This is a genomic window from Promicromonospora vindobonensis (genome assembly GCF_042685865.1).
GTDB lineage: Bacteria > Actinomycetota > Actinomycetes > Actinomycetales > Cellulomonadaceae > Promicromonospora > Promicromonospora vindobonensis.
The window spans coordinates 1,984,297-2,001,673 of record NZ_JBHUOG010000001.1 but is presented as its reverse complement, the minus strand read 5'-3'; the positions used below and the strand labels follow the sequence as shown (position 1 = coordinate 2,001,673).

Annotated in this window: 22 protein-coding genes; 17 read left to right on the top strand and 5 right to left on the bottom strand. The window is 70.4% G+C overall.

The features are described 5' to 3' along the window. Position 1: 1 nt before the first annotated feature. Positions 2–178, bottom strand: a complete 177-nt coding sequence (locus ACFS27_RS09055; RefSeq protein WP_377182115.1) for a hypothetical protein — start codon at positions 176–178, stop codon at positions 2–4. A gap of 76 nt (positions 179–254) precedes the next feature. Between ACFS27_RS09055 and ACFS27_RS09050 the strand changes: the two genes are divergently transcribed. Beyond that, positions 255–770 (top strand): MarR family winged helix-turn-helix transcriptional regulator, encoded by a 516-nt coding sequence (locus tag ACFS27_RS09050; RefSeq protein WP_377182113.1) that lies wholly within the window; start codon positions 255–257, stop codon positions 768–770. Continuing rightward, positions 767–1,159, top strand: a complete 393-nt coding sequence (locus tag ACFS27_RS09045; RefSeq protein ID WP_377182111.1) for a VOC family protein — start codon at positions 767–769, stop codon at positions 1,157–1,159. The genes ACFS27_RS09050 and ACFS27_RS09045 overlap by 4 nt, the downstream gene beginning before the upstream one ends. A gap of 11 nt (positions 1,160–1,170) precedes the next feature. Here the strand turns inward: ACFS27_RS09045 and ACFS27_RS09040 are convergent, their stop codons facing one another. Beyond that, entirely contained in the window at positions 1,171–1,719 is a 549-nt protein-coding gene (locus ACFS27_RS09040; RefSeq protein ID WP_377182109.1) for a hypothetical protein, read from the bottom strand. Between the two features lie 69 nt (positions 1,720–1,788). Here ACFS27_RS09040 and ACFS27_RS09035 point away from each other — a divergent pair, with 69 nt between their 5' ends. The 3 genes from ACFS27_RS09035 to ACFS27_RS09025 all read left to right on the top strand — a co-directional run bounded on the left by ACFS27_RS09035 (position 1,789) and on the right by ACFS27_RS09025 (position 4,365). Next, positions 1,789–2,310, top strand: a complete 522-nt coding sequence (locus ACFS27_RS09035) for a MarR family transcriptional regulator (protein WP_377182107.1) — start codon at positions 1,789–1,791, stop codon at positions 2,308–2,310. 72 nt (positions 2,311–2,382) lie between these two features. Next, positions 2,383–2,835 carry a GNAT family N-acetyltransferase gene (locus ACFS27_RS09030; protein WP_377182105.1) on the top strand — a complete coding sequence of 151 codons (453 nt, stop codon included), beginning with the start codon at positions 2,383–2,385 and terminating at the stop codon, positions 2,833–2,835. 81 nt (positions 2,836–2,916) lie between these two features. Continuing rightward, a complete protein-coding gene (locus ACFS27_RS09025) occupies positions 2,917–4,365 on the top strand; it encodes a serine hydrolase domain-containing protein (protein ID WP_377182103.1) in 1,449 nt (482 codons plus the stop codon). Between the two features lie 16 nt (positions 4,366–4,381). Here ACFS27_RS09025 and ACFS27_RS09020 read toward each other — a convergent pair whose 3' ends face one another. Next, the gene (locus ACFS27_RS09020) at positions 4,382–4,855 is read right to left on the bottom strand and encodes a nitroreductase family deazaflavin-dependent oxidoreductase (protein ID WP_377182101.1); all 474 of its coding nucleotides are present in this window, start codon (positions 4,853–4,855) and stop codon (positions 4,382–4,384) included. Positions 4,856–4,968: 113 nt separating this feature from the next. Between ACFS27_RS09020 and ACFS27_RS09015 the strand changes: the two genes are divergently transcribed. After that, on the top strand, positions 4,969–5,889 hold the full coding sequence (locus ACFS27_RS09015) for an ABC transporter ATP-binding protein (RefSeq protein ID WP_377182099.1): 921 nt from the start codon (positions 4,969–4,971) through the stop codon (positions 5,887–5,889). Next, entirely contained in the window at positions 5,886–7,043 is a 1,158-nt protein-coding gene (locus ACFS27_RS09010; RefSeq protein WP_377182097.1) for an ABC transporter permease, read from the top strand. Before ACFS27_RS09015 ends, ACFS27_RS09010 begins: the two co-directional genes overlap by 4 nt. Before the next feature lie 4 nt (positions 7,044–7,047). On the opposite strand, the gene ACFS27_RS09005 is transcribed toward ACFS27_RS09010, so the two are convergent. Continuing rightward, positions 7,048–7,617, bottom strand: coding sequence for a DUF5063 domain-containing protein (locus ACFS27_RS09005; protein ID WP_377182095.1), 570 nt, complete (start codon positions 7,615–7,617; stop codon positions 7,048–7,050). A gap of 32 nt (positions 7,618–7,649) precedes the next feature. Continuing rightward, entirely contained in the window at positions 7,650–8,252 is a 603-nt protein-coding gene (gene recR / locus ACFS27_RS09000; protein ID WP_377182093.1) for a recombination mediator RecR, read from the bottom strand. A 60-nt stretch (positions 8,253–8,312) separates the two neighbouring features. Here recR and ACFS27_RS08995 point away from each other — a divergent pair, with 60 nt between their 5' ends. The 10 genes from ACFS27_RS08995 (at position 8,313) to ACFS27_RS08950 (ending at position 17,333) form a co-directional block, all read left to right on the top strand. Next, complete coding sequence (locus ACFS27_RS08995) at positions 8,313–9,056, top strand: YqjF family protein (RefSeq protein WP_377182091.1); 744 nt, start codon at positions 8,313–8,315, stop codon at positions 9,054–9,056. A gap of 63 nt (positions 9,057–9,119) precedes the next feature. Continuing rightward, positions 9,120–9,890, top strand: a complete 771-nt coding sequence (locus ACFS27_RS08990) for a TSUP family transporter (protein WP_377182089.1) — start codon at positions 9,120–9,122, stop codon at positions 9,888–9,890. 117 nt (positions 9,891–10,007) lie between these two features. Beyond that, positions 10,008–11,294 carry an aspartate kinase gene (locus tag ACFS27_RS08985; protein ID WP_377182087.1) on the top strand — a complete coding sequence of 429 codons (1,287 nt, stop codon included), beginning with the start codon at positions 10,008–10,010 and terminating at the stop codon, positions 11,292–11,294. Between the two features lies 1 nt (position 11,295). Beyond that, entirely contained in the window at positions 11,296–12,402 is a 1,107-nt protein-coding gene (locus ACFS27_RS08980) for an aspartate-semialdehyde dehydrogenase (protein ID WP_377182085.1), read from the top strand. Between the two features lie 146 nt (positions 12,403–12,548). Continuing rightward, positions 12,549–12,941 carry a GntR family transcriptional regulator gene (locus ACFS27_RS08975; RefSeq protein ID WP_377182083.1) on the top strand — a complete coding sequence of 131 codons (393 nt, stop codon included), beginning with the start codon at positions 12,549–12,551 and terminating at the stop codon, positions 12,939–12,941. After that, positions 12,938–13,888: an ATP-binding cassette domain-containing protein gene (locus ACFS27_RS08970; protein ID WP_377182081.1), complete on the top strand. Its 951-nt coding sequence runs from the start codon at positions 12,938–12,940 to the stop codon at positions 13,886–13,888. Before ACFS27_RS08975 ends, ACFS27_RS08970 begins: the two co-directional genes overlap by 4 nt. Beyond that, positions 13,885–14,670 carry a hypothetical protein gene (locus ACFS27_RS08965; protein WP_377182079.1) on the top strand — a complete coding sequence of 262 codons (786 nt, stop codon included), beginning with the start codon at positions 13,885–13,887 and terminating at the stop codon, positions 14,668–14,670. Before ACFS27_RS08970 ends, ACFS27_RS08965 begins: the two co-directional genes overlap by 4 nt. Positions 14,671–14,711: 41 nt before the next feature. Then, positions 14,712–15,488: a hypothetical protein gene (locus tag ACFS27_RS08960; RefSeq protein ID WP_377182077.1), complete on the top strand. Its 777-nt coding sequence runs from the start codon at positions 14,712–14,714 to the stop codon at positions 15,486–15,488. A 52-nt stretch (positions 15,489–15,540) separates the two neighbouring features. Continuing rightward, positions 15,541–16,524 (top strand): ABC transporter ATP-binding protein, encoded by a 984-nt coding sequence (locus ACFS27_RS08955; protein WP_377182075.1) that lies wholly within the window; start codon positions 15,541–15,543, stop codon positions 16,522–16,524. Beyond that, on the top strand, positions 16,521–17,333 hold the full coding sequence (locus tag ACFS27_RS08950) for an ABC transporter permease (protein ID WP_377182073.1): 813 nt from the start codon (positions 16,521–16,523) through the stop codon (positions 17,331–17,333). The genes ACFS27_RS08955 and ACFS27_RS08950 overlap by 4 nt, the downstream gene beginning before the upstream one ends. The last annotated feature ends 44 nt before the right edge of the window (positions 17,334–17,377 follow it).

Sequence of the window (17,377 nt, the reverse complement as noted above, 5' to 3'; positions counted from 1 at the left end):
TTCAGCGGTCCGCCTGCTCGGCCCGGTAGCGCGCAACGCGTGCGGCGCGCTCGCGTTCCATCCGGCGCCGGGGATCGGTGTCGTCGGCCTGCTCAGCGGGCCCTGCCACGTGCAGCAGCAGCCAGTTCAGCCGCCACTTGACGCGGTACCCCAGGGTCAGGCCGTCACTGTTCGGCATGCCGTTCCTCCATTTGCTTGGTGTACCAATAGTTTGCCTGCAAACTGTTAGCCTGGTCAACATCGAGAGGAGCCACATGACCGTCACATCCAGAACCGCCGCCCCGGTGACGCCCCGTGCGGAAGTCCCGGAGGGTGTCCCTGCCGACGGCGCCGCCGGGGCATCCGAGGACCTCCTGGCCCTCGACCGCCAGGTGTGCTTCGCTCTCGCCGTCGCCTCGCGCAGCGTCATCGCGCTGTACCGGCCGCTCCTCGAGCCGATGGGCATCACCCATCCGCAGTACCTGGTCATGCTTGCGCTCTGGGAGGGTTCGCCACTCTCGGTCAAGCAGCTCAGCGGACTGCTGCAGCTCGACCCCGGCACGCTGTCGCCCCTGCTCAAGCGGCTCGAGGCGATCGGCTACGTGACGCGACGCCGCGATCCGCGCGACGAACGGGCGCTCGCCGTCGAGCTCACGGGAGCCGGTCGCGCGCTGCGCGAGCAGGCGCTGCTCGTGCCGCCGGCGATCATGGCTCGACTGGGCATGTCTGCCGAGGAGCTCAAGGCGCTGCATCGCAGCCTCATGCGAGTCATCGCGGCGGCAGCCCCATGAGTCGTGGCCGTCTGCACCATGTCGAGCTGTGGGTCCCGTCCCTGGTGCGCGCGGAGCGGTCGTGGGGCTGGCTCCTCACCACGCTCGGCTACACCGAGCATCAGCGCTGGGGCGCAGGCGTGAGCTGGATCTGCGACGGCACGTACGTGGTCATCGAGCAGAGCCCCGCGCTTGCCGCCGACGCCCACGACCGCCTCGCACCCGGGCTCAACCACCTCGCGTTCCACGGCGGCACACGTGACGAGGTGGACGGGCTCGTCGGCGCAGCGCCTGCCCATGGCTGGGCGCTGCTGTTCCCCGACCGGCATCCGCACGCCGGTGGCCCGGACCACTACGCCGCCTACCTGGAGAACGCGGACGGCTACGAGGTAGAGGTCGTCGCGGACTGATCGTCCGGATGTCAGTGGTCTGGCTCTGACGGAGGCTCGTGAGCGGCTGCGTGGCCGATCGGCCGGACGGCGAGCAGCACGGTCATCCACACCATCGTGAACGGGATGACCGTGACGTTCTTGATGGCGAGCTCCCAGGACATCCAGGCGGACTCGCTGATGCCGGCCACCCGGCCGGCCAGGGCGTCGGGGATCGCCTTGAAGACGATGAGGAAGAGGAGCAGCAGACCGGCGCTGGCCAGCAGCGTGGCCCGGTGTCTCGAGGCCCATGCGGACCATCGTGCTCCGGCTCCCGCCCACTCGACCGGCCGATCGCGCAGGAGGGTCCGGGCGAGCCAGGCGACGAAGGCGAGTCGGGCAGCCGCAGTGAACAGCTCGCCACCCACCCCGCCGGCCCAGTCCGCGGTACCGCTCACGGCGAGAAAACGCTGGGCGGAGGCGAGGGCGCCGAAGGCAAGGATGATCGGGTAGTGCTGCACAAAGAAGCGCCAGGCGTCGGCGAGGATCTCGACGGCCTCGGCCCGGGCGCGGGGTGGTGCGGTCGTTGTGCGGGAAGCCATGGCGTCCTCCGTTTGATTGACTAAATGATTCAGCCCGCTAAACAGTATGGTGAGGTGCACAATGGGAGGATGTCAACACCTGACCACGCCCCGACGGCGGCCACCGACCCCGCCCCTGATGCCGACCCCGCTGCGGCCGGTGCCCGGCTCGGCGCCGAGCTGAGCGACGCCGTCGTGATGTTCCACGAGGCGCTCGGCGCACTGATGGGACTTTCCGCGGCGGACCACAAGGCGCTCGGTGTCATCCGCCGGGACGGGCCGATGTCCGCGAGGGAGCTCGCGGACCGGACAGGGCTCACGGCCGGCGCCGTGACGGGGCTCGTGGACCGGCTGGAGCAGGCGGGCTACGCCCGACGGGCACGGCACCAGACCGACCGGCGGCAGCTCGTGATCGAGGCGACGGCACCTGCATCCCCGCAGGTGAACAGGGCTGTGGCGGAGATGCAGGAGGCCATGGCGCTGGTCACGGAGCAGTTCTCCGGCGAGGAGCTGACGGTCGTCGCGCGCTGGGTGAGCCTGACGACCGCGACCATGCGGGAGCAGGCGGCGGAGGTCGCCGCGCGTGGGGGCCGGCGCACGGCGAGGCCGTAGGCGCGGGCCAATGGTGCAAGCGGGGACACACGCCGACCTCGCAGTGTCAGTGGCTCGTGGAAGGCTTCGGGTATGGCCAACCTGCAGCTAGCGGAACTCACCGTGGACAACCTTTCGGATGCACTCCGGCTGCCCCCTCAGGCGGACGACGTGGAACCGGTGTCACCGGTCGCCTGGTCGGTCGCCGAGGCCTACGTCAATCCCACCGCGTGGCCCCGAGTGATTCTCGACGGCGACGAGGTAGTCGGTTTCGTCATGGCGAACTGGAACCCTGACGAAGAGATCCCGGAGTTCCGGGCGGGTATCTGGCGCCTCAACGTGGCACGTGAAGCGCGCATGCGTGGGGTCGGCAGGTTCGCCGTGGAACAGGTGGCCGACGAGGCAAGGCGGCGCGGGCTCGACCGCATCACCGTGCTCTGGGTCCCGGGGCCGGACGGGCCCGAGGAGTTCTACCTGCGCTGCGGCTTCCGTAAGACGGGGAACATCGTGTTCGACGAGGTGGCGGGAGAGCTGCTGCTGGGCTGACCGCATGGCGGGCCCTGCTTTCGGCGTCGGACAGGGTGCGGAAGAATGTCGCGTCGCCGAGCGAAAGGACGTGTCTCGAGCATGTCGCGGATCCTGCCCCGCTCCACCCCAGAGGCCGAGGGGGTCGACCCTGCTGCGGTGCGGCGCCTGGTCGACCGCCTGGATCGTCTTGAGGACGTGCACAGCATGCTGGTGCTGCGGCACGGTCAGGTGATCGCGGAGAGCTGGTGGCACCCGCACACCGTCGACCGCCCGCACACGATGTTCTCGGTGAGCAAGAGCTTCACGGCGACAGCCGTCGGGTTGGCGGTCCATGAAGGGCTCCTCACGGTGGACGATCACGTGCTGGACCTCCTGCCGGACGACGCCCCGGCCGACCCGAGCGAGCTTCTCCGAGCGATGCGGGTGCGGGACCTGCTGACCATGACGACAGGCCACAGCGCCTCGACGATGGAGGGCATCGACCGCACGATCTCCCTGCCGGGCGCCCGCTGGGCCCGCGCGATCCTTGCGCAGCCCGTCGAGCACGAGCCGGGCACGCACTTCGTCTACAACACGGGCGCGACCTACCTCCTGTCCGCGATCCTGCACGGGCTCACGGGGGAGCGGCTGCTCGACTACCTGACACCGCGGCTGCTGGCGCCGCTCGGCATCACGCACGCCGCGTGGGAGCAGGACCCGGACGGCATCGACACGGGCGGCTTCGGGCTGTCGATCACCACGGAGGAGATGGCGGCGTTCGGGCAGCTCTACCTGCAGGGCGGGGTGTGGGAGGGGAAGCAGCTCGTCCCGGCCGAGTGGGTGGCGGCGGCAACGTCGAAGCAGGTCCCGAACGGCCCTCACGAATGGCCCGAGTGGAAGCAGGGCTACGGCTACCAGTTCTGGCAGTGCCGCCACGGTGCCTACCGGGCTGACGGCGCGTTCGGGCAGTACATCGTGGTCTGGCCGGAGAAGGACCTGGTCATCACCATGACCTCGGGCCTGACGAACCTGCAGTCGGTGCTCGACGCGGTGTGGGACACGCTCCTGCCCGACGACGCCTGGTCCCGCCAGGTGTCCACCGGGGGGCCGCCGCTCGACGGGCCGGGCACCGTGGAATCGTTCGAGCTCGCACTGTCCACGCCGGACGGGGCCGCGTCGACCCCGATCGAGCAGTCGCTGCGGGGCGTGACCTATGAGCTCGAGCCGAACCCGCGGGACGTCAGCGCGCTCACGCTGGGCCGCGACGCGTACGGCAGGACCGAGGTGGCCTTCACGATCGGTGGGCTGGACCACTTCGTGCGGTTCGGGCACGCGGATTGGAGCCAGGGAACCTGTTCGCTCCTTGGCGCGCCGGCCGATGTCGCGACCGCCGCCGCCTGGACCGACGAGTCGACGCTACGTGGCCGGATGGTGTTCCTCGGTACCCCGTTCGAGTGGCGCCTGGAGCTGCGGTTCTCCGGAGCGGAGGTCGACGTGACCATCGACCGGAACGTCGCCTTCGGCGAGCGGGCACTGCTGGACGTGCGAGGCAAGGCGCGTCGGGCCTGACCGCGCTACCTGCCGGTCATGCCGGGCGGAAGGCGATCAGCGGCAGCGTCTCGGCCAGCCGGCGGCGGTCCTCGTCCGTGCCCCGGTAGTCGAACCCGGCAAGCGGGCTGAGCAGCTTCCGCAGCACGGGTCGGAGAATCCCGTAGCCCTGCTCGTAGCGGGTCAGCACGGCGACGGCCTCGTCGGTGTCGAGCAGCCGGACCTCCGCACGGCGTGGGGAACGCCCGAAGCTGACGCGGGCGGCCCCGTTCGCCCGGAGGTTCAGCAGCCACTGTGCGCCCTCGCCGAGCCCGGAGATCACCACTGCCTCACCGGATTCCTTGTCGTAGCGGAGCACCTCCAGCACGACGGTGTGCTCGACCCCCGTCTTCCGGCCCACGTGCGTGAGCTGGAGGAACCGCCTGCCGAGCATCCCGCCCATCCCGTGCCGGTACAGGGCATTCGGTGCGGCGAACGCCTTCTTGAGCCATGGGGGCGTGTGGGCAGCCATGCGTCCAACCTAGGCGTGCCCGGCCTGACCTGCGACGCCATTTCCCGACCGGCAGCCAGGCCGCGCCCCAGTGCTGGCGCTCCGCGGCCGCAGGCCGCGCTAAGGTCCCGGGCATGACACCAGACGGTGGTATCCGCGCGCAGGGCGTGCGGCGTTCGTTCGGACCGGTGCACGCCGTGGCCGACGTCGACCTGGTTGCCACACCGGGTCGAGTCACCGCGCTCATCGGTCCCAACGGCTCAGGAAAGACGACCCTCCTGCTCATGCTCGCGGGGCTCCTGGCGCCCGACGCGGGCAGCATCCGGATCGGCGGTGCGGACCCGGTGACCCAGAACTACGTGGCCCGCTCGCGGACCGGCTGGATGCCGGACGTCTTCGGCACGTGGGACTCGCTCACGGCGCGCGAGGTGCTGACCACCGTCGCCGCGGCGTACCGGATGGACGCGGCCGCGGGACGGTCCCGTGCGAGCGAGCTGCTCGAGCTCGTGCACCTCTCCGAGCTGGCCGACCAGCCGGCGCACGTCCTGTCCCGCGGCCAGAAGCAGCGGCTCGGCCTGGCCCGCGCGCTGGTGCACGACCCGGACGTCCTGCTCCTCGACGAGCCGGCCTCGGGCCTTGACCCGCGATCCCGCGTGGACCTGCGCGTGCTCGTCCGTCGCCTCGCGGCCGAGGGCAAGACGATCCTGGTCTCCTCGCACGTGCTCACCGAGCTCGACGAGATGGCCGACGACGCGGTGTTCATCTCGGGCGGCCGCACGGTCGCCACCAGATCCGTCGCGGACGTCGACCGGCCCCGTGAGTGGCGCCTGACCGGGCTGGACCCCGTGGCCCTCGCGTCCTGGCTGGACGAGAACGGCCCCGGCTACCGCAAGGAGGTCGACGGCCCCGGCGTGCTCGTCGATCTGACCGGCGACGCGGCGGCCGCCGCGCTGCTGCGGTCCGCGATCGAGGCCGGCATCGACGTGTCGAGCCTCGCCCCGGCCGGTGGCGTACTGGAACAGGCCTACCTGGCCCTCGAGGAGGAGCGACGATGAGCGTTGACGTGGAAGTCGTCGAGCCGGCGCCGTCCCCCGGCGCGCCGCGCGGGCGCGGCACCTGGTCCCTGTCCTGGCACGGCCTGCGCACCGTGGCGGTGCTCGAGCTGCGGCAGCGCGTTCGGTCCACGCGGTGGAAGACCGCACTGATCGTCTGGTTCGTGGTGGTCGGCCTGATCACCCTGCTGACGACCGGGGCGTTCCGGATGCTCTCGGACGACCCGTACCTGTCCGGCCAGGACGCCTACGGCGGGACGATCTACAGCATCGTCGTCGGCTTCGTGCTGTTCCTCGGCCTGCTGGTGGCACCGACCCTGTCGTCGGGTGCGATCAACGGCGACCGGAACGCAGGGACGCTCGCGACGTTGCAGGTCACCCTGCTGTCACCGGCGGAGATCGTGCTCGGCAAGCTCGCAGCGTCCTGGATCGCGGCGCTCGCGTTCCTCGTGGCGAGCATCCCGTTCCTCGTGTGGGCGCTGGTCGGCGGCGGTGTGTACTGGCTCGCGCTGCTCACCACAGTGCTCATGCTGGCGCTGGTGCTCGGTGTCGTGTGCGCCATCGGGCTGGGTTTCTCGGCACTGGTGAGCAAGACGTCGGGGTCGGCGGTGCTGACGTACCTCACCATCGGCGCGATCACGGTGGCGCTGCCGATCCTGTTCGGCCTGCTCGTGCCCGCCACCAGCACCACGGAGGAGGTGCGCGTGTGGGACGTCGAGGCAGGCTACGGCTGGGAGGAGACCACGGCACCCGAGTGCGAGTGGCAGACGCACGAGATGCCCGTCTGGCACAGCGAACGCACCTGGTGGCTGCTGGCCCCGAACCCGTTCGTCGTGGTCGCCGACGCGCAGGCCGTCAACGGCGACGTGGAGCAGCTGGCGAACGACGGCAACATGCTCGCGATGCTGCAGTACGGCGTCCGTTACGCGCGCACGGGTGACACGGGGCCGCAGGACTGGTGCAGCGAGTTCGTGTACGAGGACGGGCGGGAGGTCCGGCCCGACTCCCCGGTCGAACCGGTCGAGGTCACCGACCAGCTGGTGTGGCCGTGGGGGCTCGGGTTCGACCTGCTGCTGGGCGCGGCAGGTGTCGTCGTCGCGGTGAATCGCCTACGGGTCCCGACCGCGGAGCTGCCGCAGGGCACCCGGGTCGCCTGACGGGTCAGGAGTGGAGGGCGTCGTACTCCGCCTCGGCGGCTACGTCGTCCTCCACGTCCAGGCGCACGTGCGCCAGCAGCCCCTGCAGCACCCGCAGCGCGGACGCAGCGCGCTCGCCCCACAGCGAGAAGTAGGAGAACTGCCACCACCACAGGGCCTCGAGCTCGTGGCCGCTGTCGAAGTGCTGCAGGCCCTTGGCGAGTGCCTCCGCGACGCAGGCGAGGTCACCGGACAGGGAGGCCTGGCCGACGTCATCGCTCAGCACCGGGTCCACGACCTCGGTGTAGTCGTCGAACCCGTCGAACATCTTGGACAGGGCCTCGCGCAGCGGGTCGAGGTCGGTGTCGGGGCCCGCGTCGGGCTCGTAGCGTTCCTTCGGCACGACATCCACGATCGCGGCGAGGCGGGCCCCCGCTGCCAGCAGGTCGGACGACGCGAGGACGAGGAGCGAGAGCTCAGCTCCAGGCATGCCTCCGGACGCCACCTGGGTCACCGTCGACAGAAACGTCCGTGCCTGTGCGGACACCTGGTCTGCGACCTCGCTGAGGTCCGACCCGGGGGTTATCTCACTCATCGTGATCCCACCTACTTGTCGTTGCCGATGCTCTAGTTGTTGGCGATGACGCGGCGGCCTTCGAACGCGCGGCCGAGCGTCACCTCGTCCGCGTACTCCAAGTCTCCACCCACGGGGAGACCCGAGGCCAGCCGCGAGACAGTGATACCCATGTGAGCCATCAGTCGGGAAAGATAGGTCGCCGTGGCCTCTCCCTCGACGTTCGGGTCGGTGGCGAGGATGACCTCCTGCACCGTCCCGTCGGCCAGCCGGGCCAGGAGCTCGCTGATGCGCAGGTCGTCCGGGCCGACGTTCTCGATGGGATTGATGGCCCCGCCGAGCACGTGGTAGCGACCGCGGAACTCACGGGTGCGCTCGATGGCGACCACGTCCTTCGGCTCCTCCACGACACAGATCACATCGTCGCTGCGCCGCGGGTCGAGGCAGACGCGGCAGCGCTCTGCCTCGGCGACGTTGCCGCAGAGCTCACAGAACTGGACACGCAGCTTCACCTCGGTGAGCGCATGGACCAGCCGCTTGACCTCGTCGTTGTCGGTCGCGAGCAGGTGGAACGCGATGCGTTGCGCGCTCTTGGGCCCGACGCCGGGTAGCCGGCCGAGCTCGTCGATCAGGTCTTGGACCGCGCCTTCGTACACAAGAGGCCACCCTACGGGGCGGCACCGACACGCGGGTTCCCGGGCTGGTACGTTCCCGGCGTGACAGGATCCGAGGCGCGGACCGGGACGTTCCTCTCGGCACGGTGGCGTCGCTTGGTGATGCTCAGCTACGAGGTCGACCCAGCGGTCCTGCGGCCGCTCGTCCCACGCGGTGTCGAGCTCGACACCTGGTCCGGCCGGCACGTCGTGAGCGTGGTCGGGTTCCAGTTCCTGGACACGCGCCTGCTCGGCGTCCCTGTCCCCTTCCACCGCGACTTCGACGAGATCAACCTGCGGTTCTACGTGCGACGCCGCGCGGACGACGGCTGGCGCCGCGGCGTCGTCTTCGTCAAGGAGATCGTGCCCCGCTGGGCCCTGGCCACCGTCGCGAGAGCCGTCTACGGCGAGAAGTACGTGGCGCGACCGATGCGGCACCGGATCGACCTGCGTGACGACCGCGAGACCCCCGACGGCGTCGTGGAGTACTCGTGGCGCGACGCCGGTGACTGGTACCACGTCCGGGCCACCACCGAGGGCAGTGCCCGGCTGCCCGAGGAGGGCTCGCAGGAGGAGTTCATCACCGAGCACTACTGGGGCTACGCAGCGCAACGCGACGGAGGCTCGGTCGAGTACCGCGTCGAGCACCCGGGCTGGCACGTCTGGCAGGCCGGCGACCCCGCTCTCGAGTGCGACGTCGAGCAGGTGTACGGCAGGCAGTTCGTCGAGAGCCTCGCCGCAGAACCGGTCTCGGCGTTCATCGCCGACGGCTCCCCGGTCACCGTCCGCCGCGGCACGCGGCTGTGAGCGCCGGGTCCGCCTGACCGAGACACGGCCCGCCGAACGGCGCGGTTCGCGCACAATACCTCCGTGCCCGAACTCGATCTGCTCACCATCGTCCTCCTCCTGCTCGCCGGCCTCGCCGCCGGGTGGGTCGACGCCGTCGTGGGCGGTGGCGGCCTGATCCAGCTGCCCGCACTGCTGCTCGTCCCGGGGATCAGCCCCGTGCAGGCCCTGGCGACCAACAAGCTCGGCAGCATCATGGGCACCTCCACCAGCGCCATCACCTACTACCGGCGGGTCCAGCCCGACCTGCGCACCGCGGGTCCGATGGCGCTCACGGCCCTTGTCGGGGCGTTCGGCGGCGCGATCGGCGCTTCCCACATCCCGGACCAGCTCTTCAAGCCGATCATCCTCGTCGTGCTCGTCGGTGTGCTGGCCTGGACACTGCTCAAGCGCAACGTCGGCGAGCACGACAACCTGCGCTGGGTCGGCAACGGCCACAAGCGGATCGCCGCCATGATCGGCCTGCTCATCGGTGCGTACGACGGGCTGCTCGGCCCGGGCACCGGCACGTTCCTGGTCATCAGCCTCGTGAGCGCCCTCGGGTACTCGTTCCTCCCGGCGTCGGCCATCGCGAAGATCGTGAACTTCGCGACCAACCTCGGCGCCCTGATCTTCTTCGTGCCGAGCGGCGCCGTCATCTGGACCATCGGCCTCGGGCTCGGTGTGGCCAACCTCATCGGCGCCTACATCGGCGCCCGGATGGCCGTGGCCAAGGGCTCGAAGTTCGTCCGCGTCGTGTTCGTCATCGTGGTCGGCGCCCTCATCGCCCGCCTGGCCTGGGACGTCCTGGCCTGAGCCCACGACGTGGGACGGACTACCCCTCGGATCACCATGCACGTACCATCAAGCCGCAAACCCAACCACCCGGCGGGCCGTTGAGACAGACGGAGGCCGGCAACGGAAGGCAGGCGCATGGCACTTGTCGTGCAGAAATACGGCGGGTCCTCGGTCGCGGACGCGCGCAGCGTGAAGCGCGTCGCGAAGCGGATCGCCGAATCAAAGCGGGCAGGTAACGACGTGGTCGTGGTGGTGAGCGCCATGGGCGACACCACCGACGAGCTCCTCGACCTCGCACAGCAGATCACCCCGCTCCCGCCCAAGAGGGAGCTCGACATCCTCCTCACCGCCGGCGAGCGCATCTCCATGTCGCTCCTCGCGATGGCGATCACCAACCTCGGCGTGAAGGCCAAGTCCTACACGGGCCAGCAGGCCGGCCTCATCACCGACGCGGTGCACGGCAGGGCACGGATCGTCGACGTCGTACCGCATCGCATCCGCGAGACCCTGAACAAGGGGCAGGTGGCGATCGTGGCCGGTTTCCAGGGGGTCACCCAGTCCACGAACGACGTCACCACCCTCGGACGCGGCGGCTCGGACACCACCGCGGTGGCGCTCGCGGCCGGCCTCGATGCCGACGTGTGCGAGATCTATACGGACGTCGACGGCGTGTTCACCGCCGACCCGCGCATCGTGCCCAACGCCCGGAAGATCGAGTGGGCCTCCTACGAGGAGATGCTCGAGCTCGCGGCCAGCGGTGCCAAGGTGCTCGCGCTGCGTAGCGTGGAGTATGCACGCCGGTACAACGTGCCGATGCACGTGCGCAGCTCGTTCAGCGCGCATGACGGCACGCGCGTGAGCTCCGAGGAAATGAAGCCCCAGAAGTTGAAGGAGAGCACCATGGAAGCCGCGATCATCTCCGGTGTGGCGCACGACCGCTCCGAGTCCAAGATCACCGTCGTCGACGTCCCGGACGTGCCGGGCTCGGCCTCTCGCATCTTCGAGGTCGTGGCCCGCACCGGCGCGAACATCGACATGATCGTGCAGAACGTGTCGGCGGCGTCCACCGGCCTGACCGACATCTCCTTCACCCTGCCCGGCTCCGACGGGCCGGCGACGATGGCTGCCCTCACCGCGGTGCAGGCGGAGCTCGGCTTCCACTCGCTGCAGTTCGACGACCAGATCGGCAAGCTGTCGCTGGTCGGCGCCGGCATGAAGTCGCACCCCGGCGTCTCGGCCCGGCTCTTCGCCGCGCTGCGGGACGCCGGGATCAACATCGAGATGATCTCTACCTCCGAGATCCGGATCTCGGTAGTGACCCGCGCGGACTCGCTGGACGACGCCGTGCGCGCCGTGCACACCGCGTTCGGGCTCGACGGTGTCGACGGCGAGGCCGTCGTCTACGCGGGAACGGGGCGCTGACATGGTCGAGATCTCTGATCAGGGCGTGCACGTCGCCGTCGTCGGCGCTACCGGCCAGGTCGGCGCCGTGATGCGCCGCCTGCTGGAGGAGCGGGAGTTCCCCCTGGCGTCGGTGCGGTTCTTCGCCTCTGCCCGTTCGGCGGGCACCACGCTGCCGTTCGCCGGGCTGGACGTCCCCGTGGAGGACGTCGCAGCTACCGCGACAGACGACCTCGCCGACATCGACATCGCCCTCTTCTCGGCGGGTGGCGGCACGTCGCGCGAGCACGCACCGCGATTCGCCGAGGCGGGCGCCGTCGTCGTCGACAACTCGTCGGCCTGGCGGCTCGACCCCGAGGTTCCGCTCGTCGTCTCCGAGGTGAACCCCGAGGCGGTCGAGGAGGCGGTCAAGGGCATCGTGGCGAACCCGAACTGCACCACGATGGCCGCCATGCCGGTGCTCTCGCCGCTGGCGAAGGCGGCGGGCCTCGAGCGGCTGCGCGTCGCGACCTACCAGGCGGTGTCCGGTTCCGGCCTGGCCGGGGTGGACGAGCTGGCCGGCCAGGTGCGCTCCGGCGCCGGGCAGGACCTCGAAGGTCTTGTGCACGACGGCCGGTCCGTCGACCTGCCCGACCCCAAGGCGTACGTGGCGCCCATCGCGTTCAACGTGGTCCCGCTGGCCGGCAACCTGGTCGACGACGGCTCGGGCGAGACCGACGAGGAGCAGAAGCTCCGCAACGAGTCCCGCAAGATCCTCGGCCTGCCCGACCTCGCGGTCGCCGGTACCTGCGTGCGTGTCCCGGTGTTCACCGGTCACTCGCTGTCGATCCACGCGGAGTTCGAGCGGCCGATCACCCCGGACGAGGCCCGCAAGCTGCTGGCCGACGCTCCCGGCGTCCAGCTGGCCGACGTCCCGACGCCGCTCGCCGCGGCGGGCGTCGACCCGTCCCTGGTGGGCCGCATCCGCACGGACCAGTCGGTGCCGGACGGCCGCGGCCTGGTCCTGTTCGTCAGCAACGACAACCTCCGCAAGGGGGCAGCGCTGAACACGATCCAGATCGCCGAGCTGATCGCGGCCGACCTGGCGGAGCTGCAGACGCTCGACGCGGCGGAGCCCGCCGACACGTAATCAGGTCGGAAACTCCCGCCGAGGGGCGGGGCATCGTGCATTCGCACGGTGCCCCGCCCCTCTTTCGTCTCCGAGAGGGCTTGCGCACGGGACGGGTCATGTGGTTCATTAGTCAAGTAACGAACCACTGAACGTCAGGACGAGACATGTTCGACGGACCCGAGCCCATCTATGTGCAGATCGCGACATGGATCCGTGCCCAGGTGCTCGCCGGCGAGCTCGGCGAGGAGGAGCAGGTCATGTCCACCACGCAGTTCGCGACCACCTTCCGGATCAACCCCGCGACGGCGGCCAAGGCGTTCTCCGGGCTGGTCGAGGAGGGAATCCTCTACAAACGTCGAGGCCTCGGCATGTTCGTGGCGCCCGGCGCCCGGCAGAGGCTGCTCGCCGACCACCGGAAGCACTACTTCGAGGACGTCCTGGCCCCGGTCCTGCAGCAGGCGGACATCCTCGGGATCCCCACCGACGAGATCGTCGCCTATGTCCTCGACGCCAAGGACAGCCGAACCAGCGACAAGCACACCAAGGAGGAGTCATGACGTCGACCGCACCTTTCGGCGCCCGGCTGGACGACGTCGTCGTCCGGTTCGGCAAGAACCGCAGGATGCTGCCGGACGGCACCCTGGTCAAGGACGAGGCGAGTACCGCTCTCGACGGCGCGACGGTCGTGATCCGGCCAGGGACCATCACCGGGGTGCTCGGTCGTAACGGCGCGGGCAAGACGACGATGCTCTCGCTGCTGGCGGCGTTCACCCGTCCGACGAGCGGCACCGTCGTCGTCGGGCCGGAGGGCGCAGAGGAGGACCCGTGGGAGAACCCGTGGATCACCTCAGGCACCCAGCTCGTGCGCGAGAGCGGCGACCTGATGAACGACGAGAAGGTCTCGACCTCGCTCTCGTACTACGCCGACATGCGGCCCGACTGGAGCACCGAGACGGCAGGGCGCCTGCTCGACCTGTTCGAGGTAGACGTCCGCAAGAAGCCGTCGGCCCTGTCCCGCGGCAAGCGGTCGGCAGTCGGTGCCACCGTGGGCCTGGCCGCACGTGCGCCGCTGACGATCTTCGACGAGGTCTACCTCGGCATGGACGCGCCGACGCGGTACGCGTTCTACGACGAGCTCCTGGCCGACTACGCGGAGCACCCGCGCACCGTCCTGCTCTCGAGCCACCTGGTCGAGGAGGTCGAGCGGCTGTTCGAGGACGTGATCGTCATCGACAGGGGCCGCGTGCTCCTGGCGGAGCCGGCCGACGAGATGCGCGCGCGGGGGTTCAGCCTCACGGGAAGCAAGGACGCCGTCGAGCGGCTCCTGGCCGGACGCCGGGTGCTGCACCGCCAGCAGCTCGGCACGACGGTCCAGGTCACGCTGGAGGGGGCGCTCGAGGACGACGAGCTGGCCGCGGCTCGCGCGGCAGGGGTCGAGGTCGGGGCAGTGCCGGTCCAGGACCTCTTCGTCCGCCTCACCGACCCGAGGGGCGTGCCGTCATGAGCGTCACGACCACGCCGGTCGCCAGCGCCGCAAGGGACGCGCTGGTCCGCGAGGCCGAGCGGCGCGCCGCCCGGCAGGCGGCGGGCGTCACGATCCGCATCGTGCGCACGGTCGGCGGGCTGTACTGGGCGATCTTCACGGTGGTGGCCGCCGCGATCATCATCGGCATGACGCGGTTCGGCTCGGGCCTCGACGTAGGCATCCTCGACGCCCAGATGGGCGGGCCGTCCCGCTGGTTCATGATGGTGCTGGGGATGATCGTCCCCGCCGCGTACCTGCGACTGCACCTTGCGGCCGGTGGCACACGCGGGACTCTCGCGACCGGGACCGTCCGAGGTGCCCTCGTCGGTGGCGCGATGCTCGGCCCGGTGACCGCGATCTACCTGGTCGGTGAACGTGCCTTGTTCGGGGCGCTGGACCAGAGCTGGTCGCGTGCCTACGGGCTGCCGGTGGACGGCTGGGCAGGCATCGCGCTGACGATGCTGACCGAAGCGTTCGTCGTCGCCACCTACTACCTGGTGGGTGCCGCGATCGCAGCCGGCTACTACCGCCACGACATGGTGCGGGGGACGGCGTACATCATCGCCGCGCTCGTCCCGGCGGCGCTGGTCGACCTGGCGACACACACCGGCGTGGTGGCCCTCCTCGCCGGGCCGGAGAACCTGCCCGACGACGGCCCGGGCATCCTGCTGGGCCTGGCCGGCGGCCTCGCCGCGATCGCGCTCGCGGGCTGGCTGTTCCACCTGCCGCTCCGTGCGATCCCGCTGCGGCCACCGGTCTGAGGGGGACGACGATGACAACACCGACCATCGAGGAGACCACGATGAGGCGCACAGAGCTCGCCCGGGCCGGGCAGCTGCGCGGCGTTGCCGCCGTGGACGGGAGGCTCCGCAGGAACGGCACCGTCGTCGGCATCTGGTTCTGGGCTGTCTACGTGCTGTACGCCGTCGGGATCAGCGTCGGCAACGCTGCCGCGGGCAACGATCTGGAGATCAGTGCCCTCGACGCCACGTTGGGATCGGCCCGCTGGCCGATGATCTGGCTCGGCATCAGTGCGTCGACCGGGATCCTGGCGCTCCACGTGGCAGCAGGGGGCAGCCGCCGGTCCATGTTCGAGGGCGTGGTCCGCGGCGCAGCAGTCGTCGGCGCGGGCTTCGGCGTCGTGACCACCCTTGCCCTGCTGGGCGAACGACTGCTGAGCACGTCGCTCGGGATGTCCTGGCGCCGGCTGGGCGCGCTCCCGTTCGACTCGCCCGGCGCGGTGCTCGGCACAGCGGTCGCAGAGGCCCTCGTGATCACCACCTACATCCTCGTCGGGGCGTGCATCGCGGCAGGCTTCATCCACGCAGGAGCCTGGGGCGGGCTCCTGATCGTCCCGCTCGCGGTACCCGCTGTGCTCGTCGACCTCGCGACCCGGACCGGCGTCGTCGGTGCGGTCGCCAACCTCGAGCTGCAGCCAGACCTCGACCACGCGGAAGTGCCCACGTCCGAGGGCTTCATGACCATGCTGCTCGGCATCGGCGGGGGAGTGCTCGCCGTCGCCCTGGCCGCCGTCGTGCTCTACGCCGTGCTGCGCACCATCCCTGTGCGCCCCAGCTGAACCGGCCTACCCCCCGATCCGAAGCACCCATCCGGCCAACGAAGGAGCTCTCATGACATCCCCAGTCGTGGAGGTGAGCCACCTCCGCAAGACCTACCCTGGCGCTCGCGGTGGCGCCGCCACCAAGACCGCCGTCGCCGATGTGTCCTTCCAGGTCGCACGTGGTGAGATCTTTGGGATCCTCGGCCCCAACGGCGCCGGCAAGACCACCACCGTCGAGTGCGTCGCCGGGCTCCGGCACGCCGACGGCGGCACCGTACGCGTCCTGGGCACCGACCCCCAGGCCGACCCCTCGTCGGTCCGCGAGCACGTCGGGGTGCAGCTCCAGGAGGCCGCGCTGCACGACAAGATCACCGTCGCCGAGGCGCTCCACGTCTTCGGCTCGTTCTACACCCAGCGCGCGGACTCGGCCGAGCTGCTCGACCTCCTCGACCTGACCGCGCACCGCGACCAGCAGTTCGGCAAGCTGTCCGGCGGGCAGAAGCAGCGGCTGTCCATCGCGCTCGCGCTGGTCGGCAAGCCGCAGGTGGCCATCCTCGACGAGCTCACCACGGGCCTCGACCCAGCAGCGCGCCGCGCGACCTGGGACCTCGTCGAGCGGGTCCGGGACTCCGGGGTCACGGTCCTGCTGGTCACCCACTTCATGGAGGAGGCCGAACGGCTCTGCGACCGGCTCGTCGTGATCGACGGCGGCCGCGTGGTCGCAGAGGGGACGCCGTCGGCCCTGATCGAAGGGCTCGACGGCGACAGGGGCGTCCTGCTCCGCTTCGCCGACGACGGCGCCCGCCGGCGCGCCGCCGAGCTGCTCACCGCCCTCGCCGACCGGGACGACGACGTCAGCGCAGCGGTCACCGTCGGCGACGAGATCGAGGTGACGGGCACCCGCAAGGTGCTGTTCGCCATCGTGCAGGCGCTCTCCGCCGCCGACCTCGTGCCCGACGACGTGCGCACCGTGGAGCGCACCCTCGAAGACGTGTTCGTCCAGGTCACCGGCCGCGAGTACCGGCCGGACGAGAACGAGGAGGTGGCGGCATGACCGCCGTCGAGACGACAAGGCCCGCGCGGGTCGGCCGCACAGGACGACGCCCGCACGGCTTCGGCACCCTGCTCGTCACCGAGCTCAAGGTGTGGCTGCGGGACCCGACCGCCGTGTTCTTCGCGCTGATCTTCCCCAGCATGCTGCTGCTCGGCCTCGGACTCGGCATCCCCGCCTTCTCCGAGCCGATGGTCGACGCGCCGCCGCCCTGGAACGAGGCGCCCGGCGTCACCTCCTACCTGCCCACGATCATCGCCCTGGCCGTCGGGACGATCTCGCTGACCACCATGCCCGTGCAGTTCGCGACCTTCCGGGAGAAGGGCATCCTGAAGCGGCTGTCCACCACGCCCATGCCACCGCAGAACCTGATCGGCGTGCACATGGTGATCAACGTGCTGGCGCTGATCGTGTCGGCCGGTGCAGCGGTGGTCGGCAGCCTGGTGGCGCTGGGCGTCCCGTTCGCCGCTGACCCGCTGGTCGTCCTGCTCGTCCTCGTGCTCTCGACGACCGCCATGTTCTCCCTCGGGCTGCTCGTCGCCGCACGAGCGGAGAAGGCGTCGACGGCCTCGGGCCTGGGGATGCTGATCTACTTCCCGTCCCTGATGTTCTCCGGGGTGTGGGTACCGCTCGACATCATGCCCGACTGGATGCGCGAGATCGGCCTGTACCTGCCGCTCGGTGCGTCGGCCCAGGGGCTGACCGTCGGCTGGTTCGGCAACGAGGGCTTCCCGCTGGCGCAGGTGCTCGTGCTGGTCGTGTGGACCCTTGTGCTCTTCCCTCTCGGGGTCAAGCTCTTCCGTTGGAAGTGACCACCTGACGGGACCCGGCCAAGGCCTCGGCCTGGCCGGGTCTA

What these genes read in the sequence shown, in the direction of transcription:
- ACFS27_RS09040 (WP_377182109.1), bottom strand. Translation starts at nt 1,719, where the DNA reads ATGGCTTCCCGCACAACGACCGCACCACCCCGCGCCCGGGCCGAGGCC.
- ACFS27_RS08960 (WP_377182077.1), top strand. Translation starts at nt 14,712, where the DNA reads ATGAGGCGCACAGAGCTCGCCCGGGCCGGGCAGCTGCGCGGCGTTGCC.
- ACFS27_RS09005 (WP_377182095.1), bottom strand. Translation starts at nt 7,617, where the DNA reads ATGAGTGAGATAACCCCCGGGTCGGACCTCAGCGAGGTCGCAGACCAG.
- ACFS27_RS08955 (WP_377182075.1), top strand. Translation starts at nt 15,541, where the DNA reads ATGACATCCCCAGTCGTGGAGGTGAGCCACCTCCGCAAGACCTACCCT.
- ACFS27_RS08965 (WP_377182079.1), top strand. Translation starts at nt 13,885, where the DNA reads ATGAGCGTCACGACCACGCCGGTCGCCAGCGCCGCAAGGGACGCGCTG.
- ACFS27_RS08980 (WP_377182085.1), top strand. Translation starts at nt 11,296, where the DNA reads ATGGTCGAGATCTCTGATCAGGGCGTGCACGTCGCCGTCGTCGGCGCT.
- ACFS27_RS09025 (WP_377182103.1), top strand. Translation starts at nt 2,917, where the DNA reads ATGTCGCGGATCCTGCCCCGCTCCACCCCAGAGGCCGAGGGGGTCGAC.
- ACFS27_RS08970 (WP_377182081.1), top strand. Translation starts at nt 12,938, where the DNA reads ATGACGTCGACCGCACCTTTCGGCGCCCGGCTGGACGACGTCGTCGTC.
- ACFS27_RS09055 (WP_377182115.1), bottom strand. Translation starts at nt 178, where the DNA reads ATGCCGAACAGTGACGGCCTGACCCTGGGGTACCGCGTCAAGTGGCGG.
- ACFS27_RS09045 (WP_377182111.1), top strand. Translation starts at nt 767, where the DNA reads ATGAGTCGTGGCCGTCTGCACCATGTCGAGCTGTGGGTCCCGTCCCTG.
- ACFS27_RS08975 (WP_377182083.1), top strand. Translation starts at nt 12,549, where the DNA reads ATGTTCGACGGACCCGAGCCCATCTATGTGCAGATCGCGACATGGATC.
- ACFS27_RS09020 (WP_377182101.1), bottom strand. Translation starts at nt 4,855, where the DNA reads ATGGCTGCCCACACGCCCCCATGGCTCAAGAAGGCGTTCGCCGCACCG.
- ACFS27_RS08950 (WP_377182073.1), top strand. Translation starts at nt 16,521, where the DNA reads ATGACCGCCGTCGAGACGACAAGGCCCGCGCGGGTCGGCCGCACAGGA.
- ACFS27_RS08985 (WP_377182087.1), top strand. Translation starts at nt 10,008, where the DNA reads ATGGCACTTGTCGTGCAGAAATACGGCGGGTCCTCGGTCGCGGACGCG.
- ACFS27_RS09015 (WP_377182099.1), top strand. Translation starts at nt 4,969, where the DNA reads ATGACACCAGACGGTGGTATCCGCGCGCAGGGCGTGCGGCGTTCGTTC.
- ACFS27_RS09010 (WP_377182097.1), top strand. Translation starts at nt 5,886, where the DNA reads ATGAGCGTTGACGTGGAAGTCGTCGAGCCGGCGCCGTCCCCCGGCGCG.
- ACFS27_RS09035 (WP_377182107.1), top strand. Translation starts at nt 1,789, where the DNA reads ATGTCAACACCTGACCACGCCCCGACGGCGGCCACCGACCCCGCCCCT.
- ACFS27_RS09030 (WP_377182105.1), top strand. Translation starts at nt 2,383, where the DNA reads ATGGCCAACCTGCAGCTAGCGGAACTCACCGTGGACAACCTTTCGGAT.
- ACFS27_RS09050 (WP_377182113.1), top strand. Translation starts at nt 255, where the DNA reads ATGACCGTCACATCCAGAACCGCCGCCCCGGTGACGCCCCGTGCGGAA.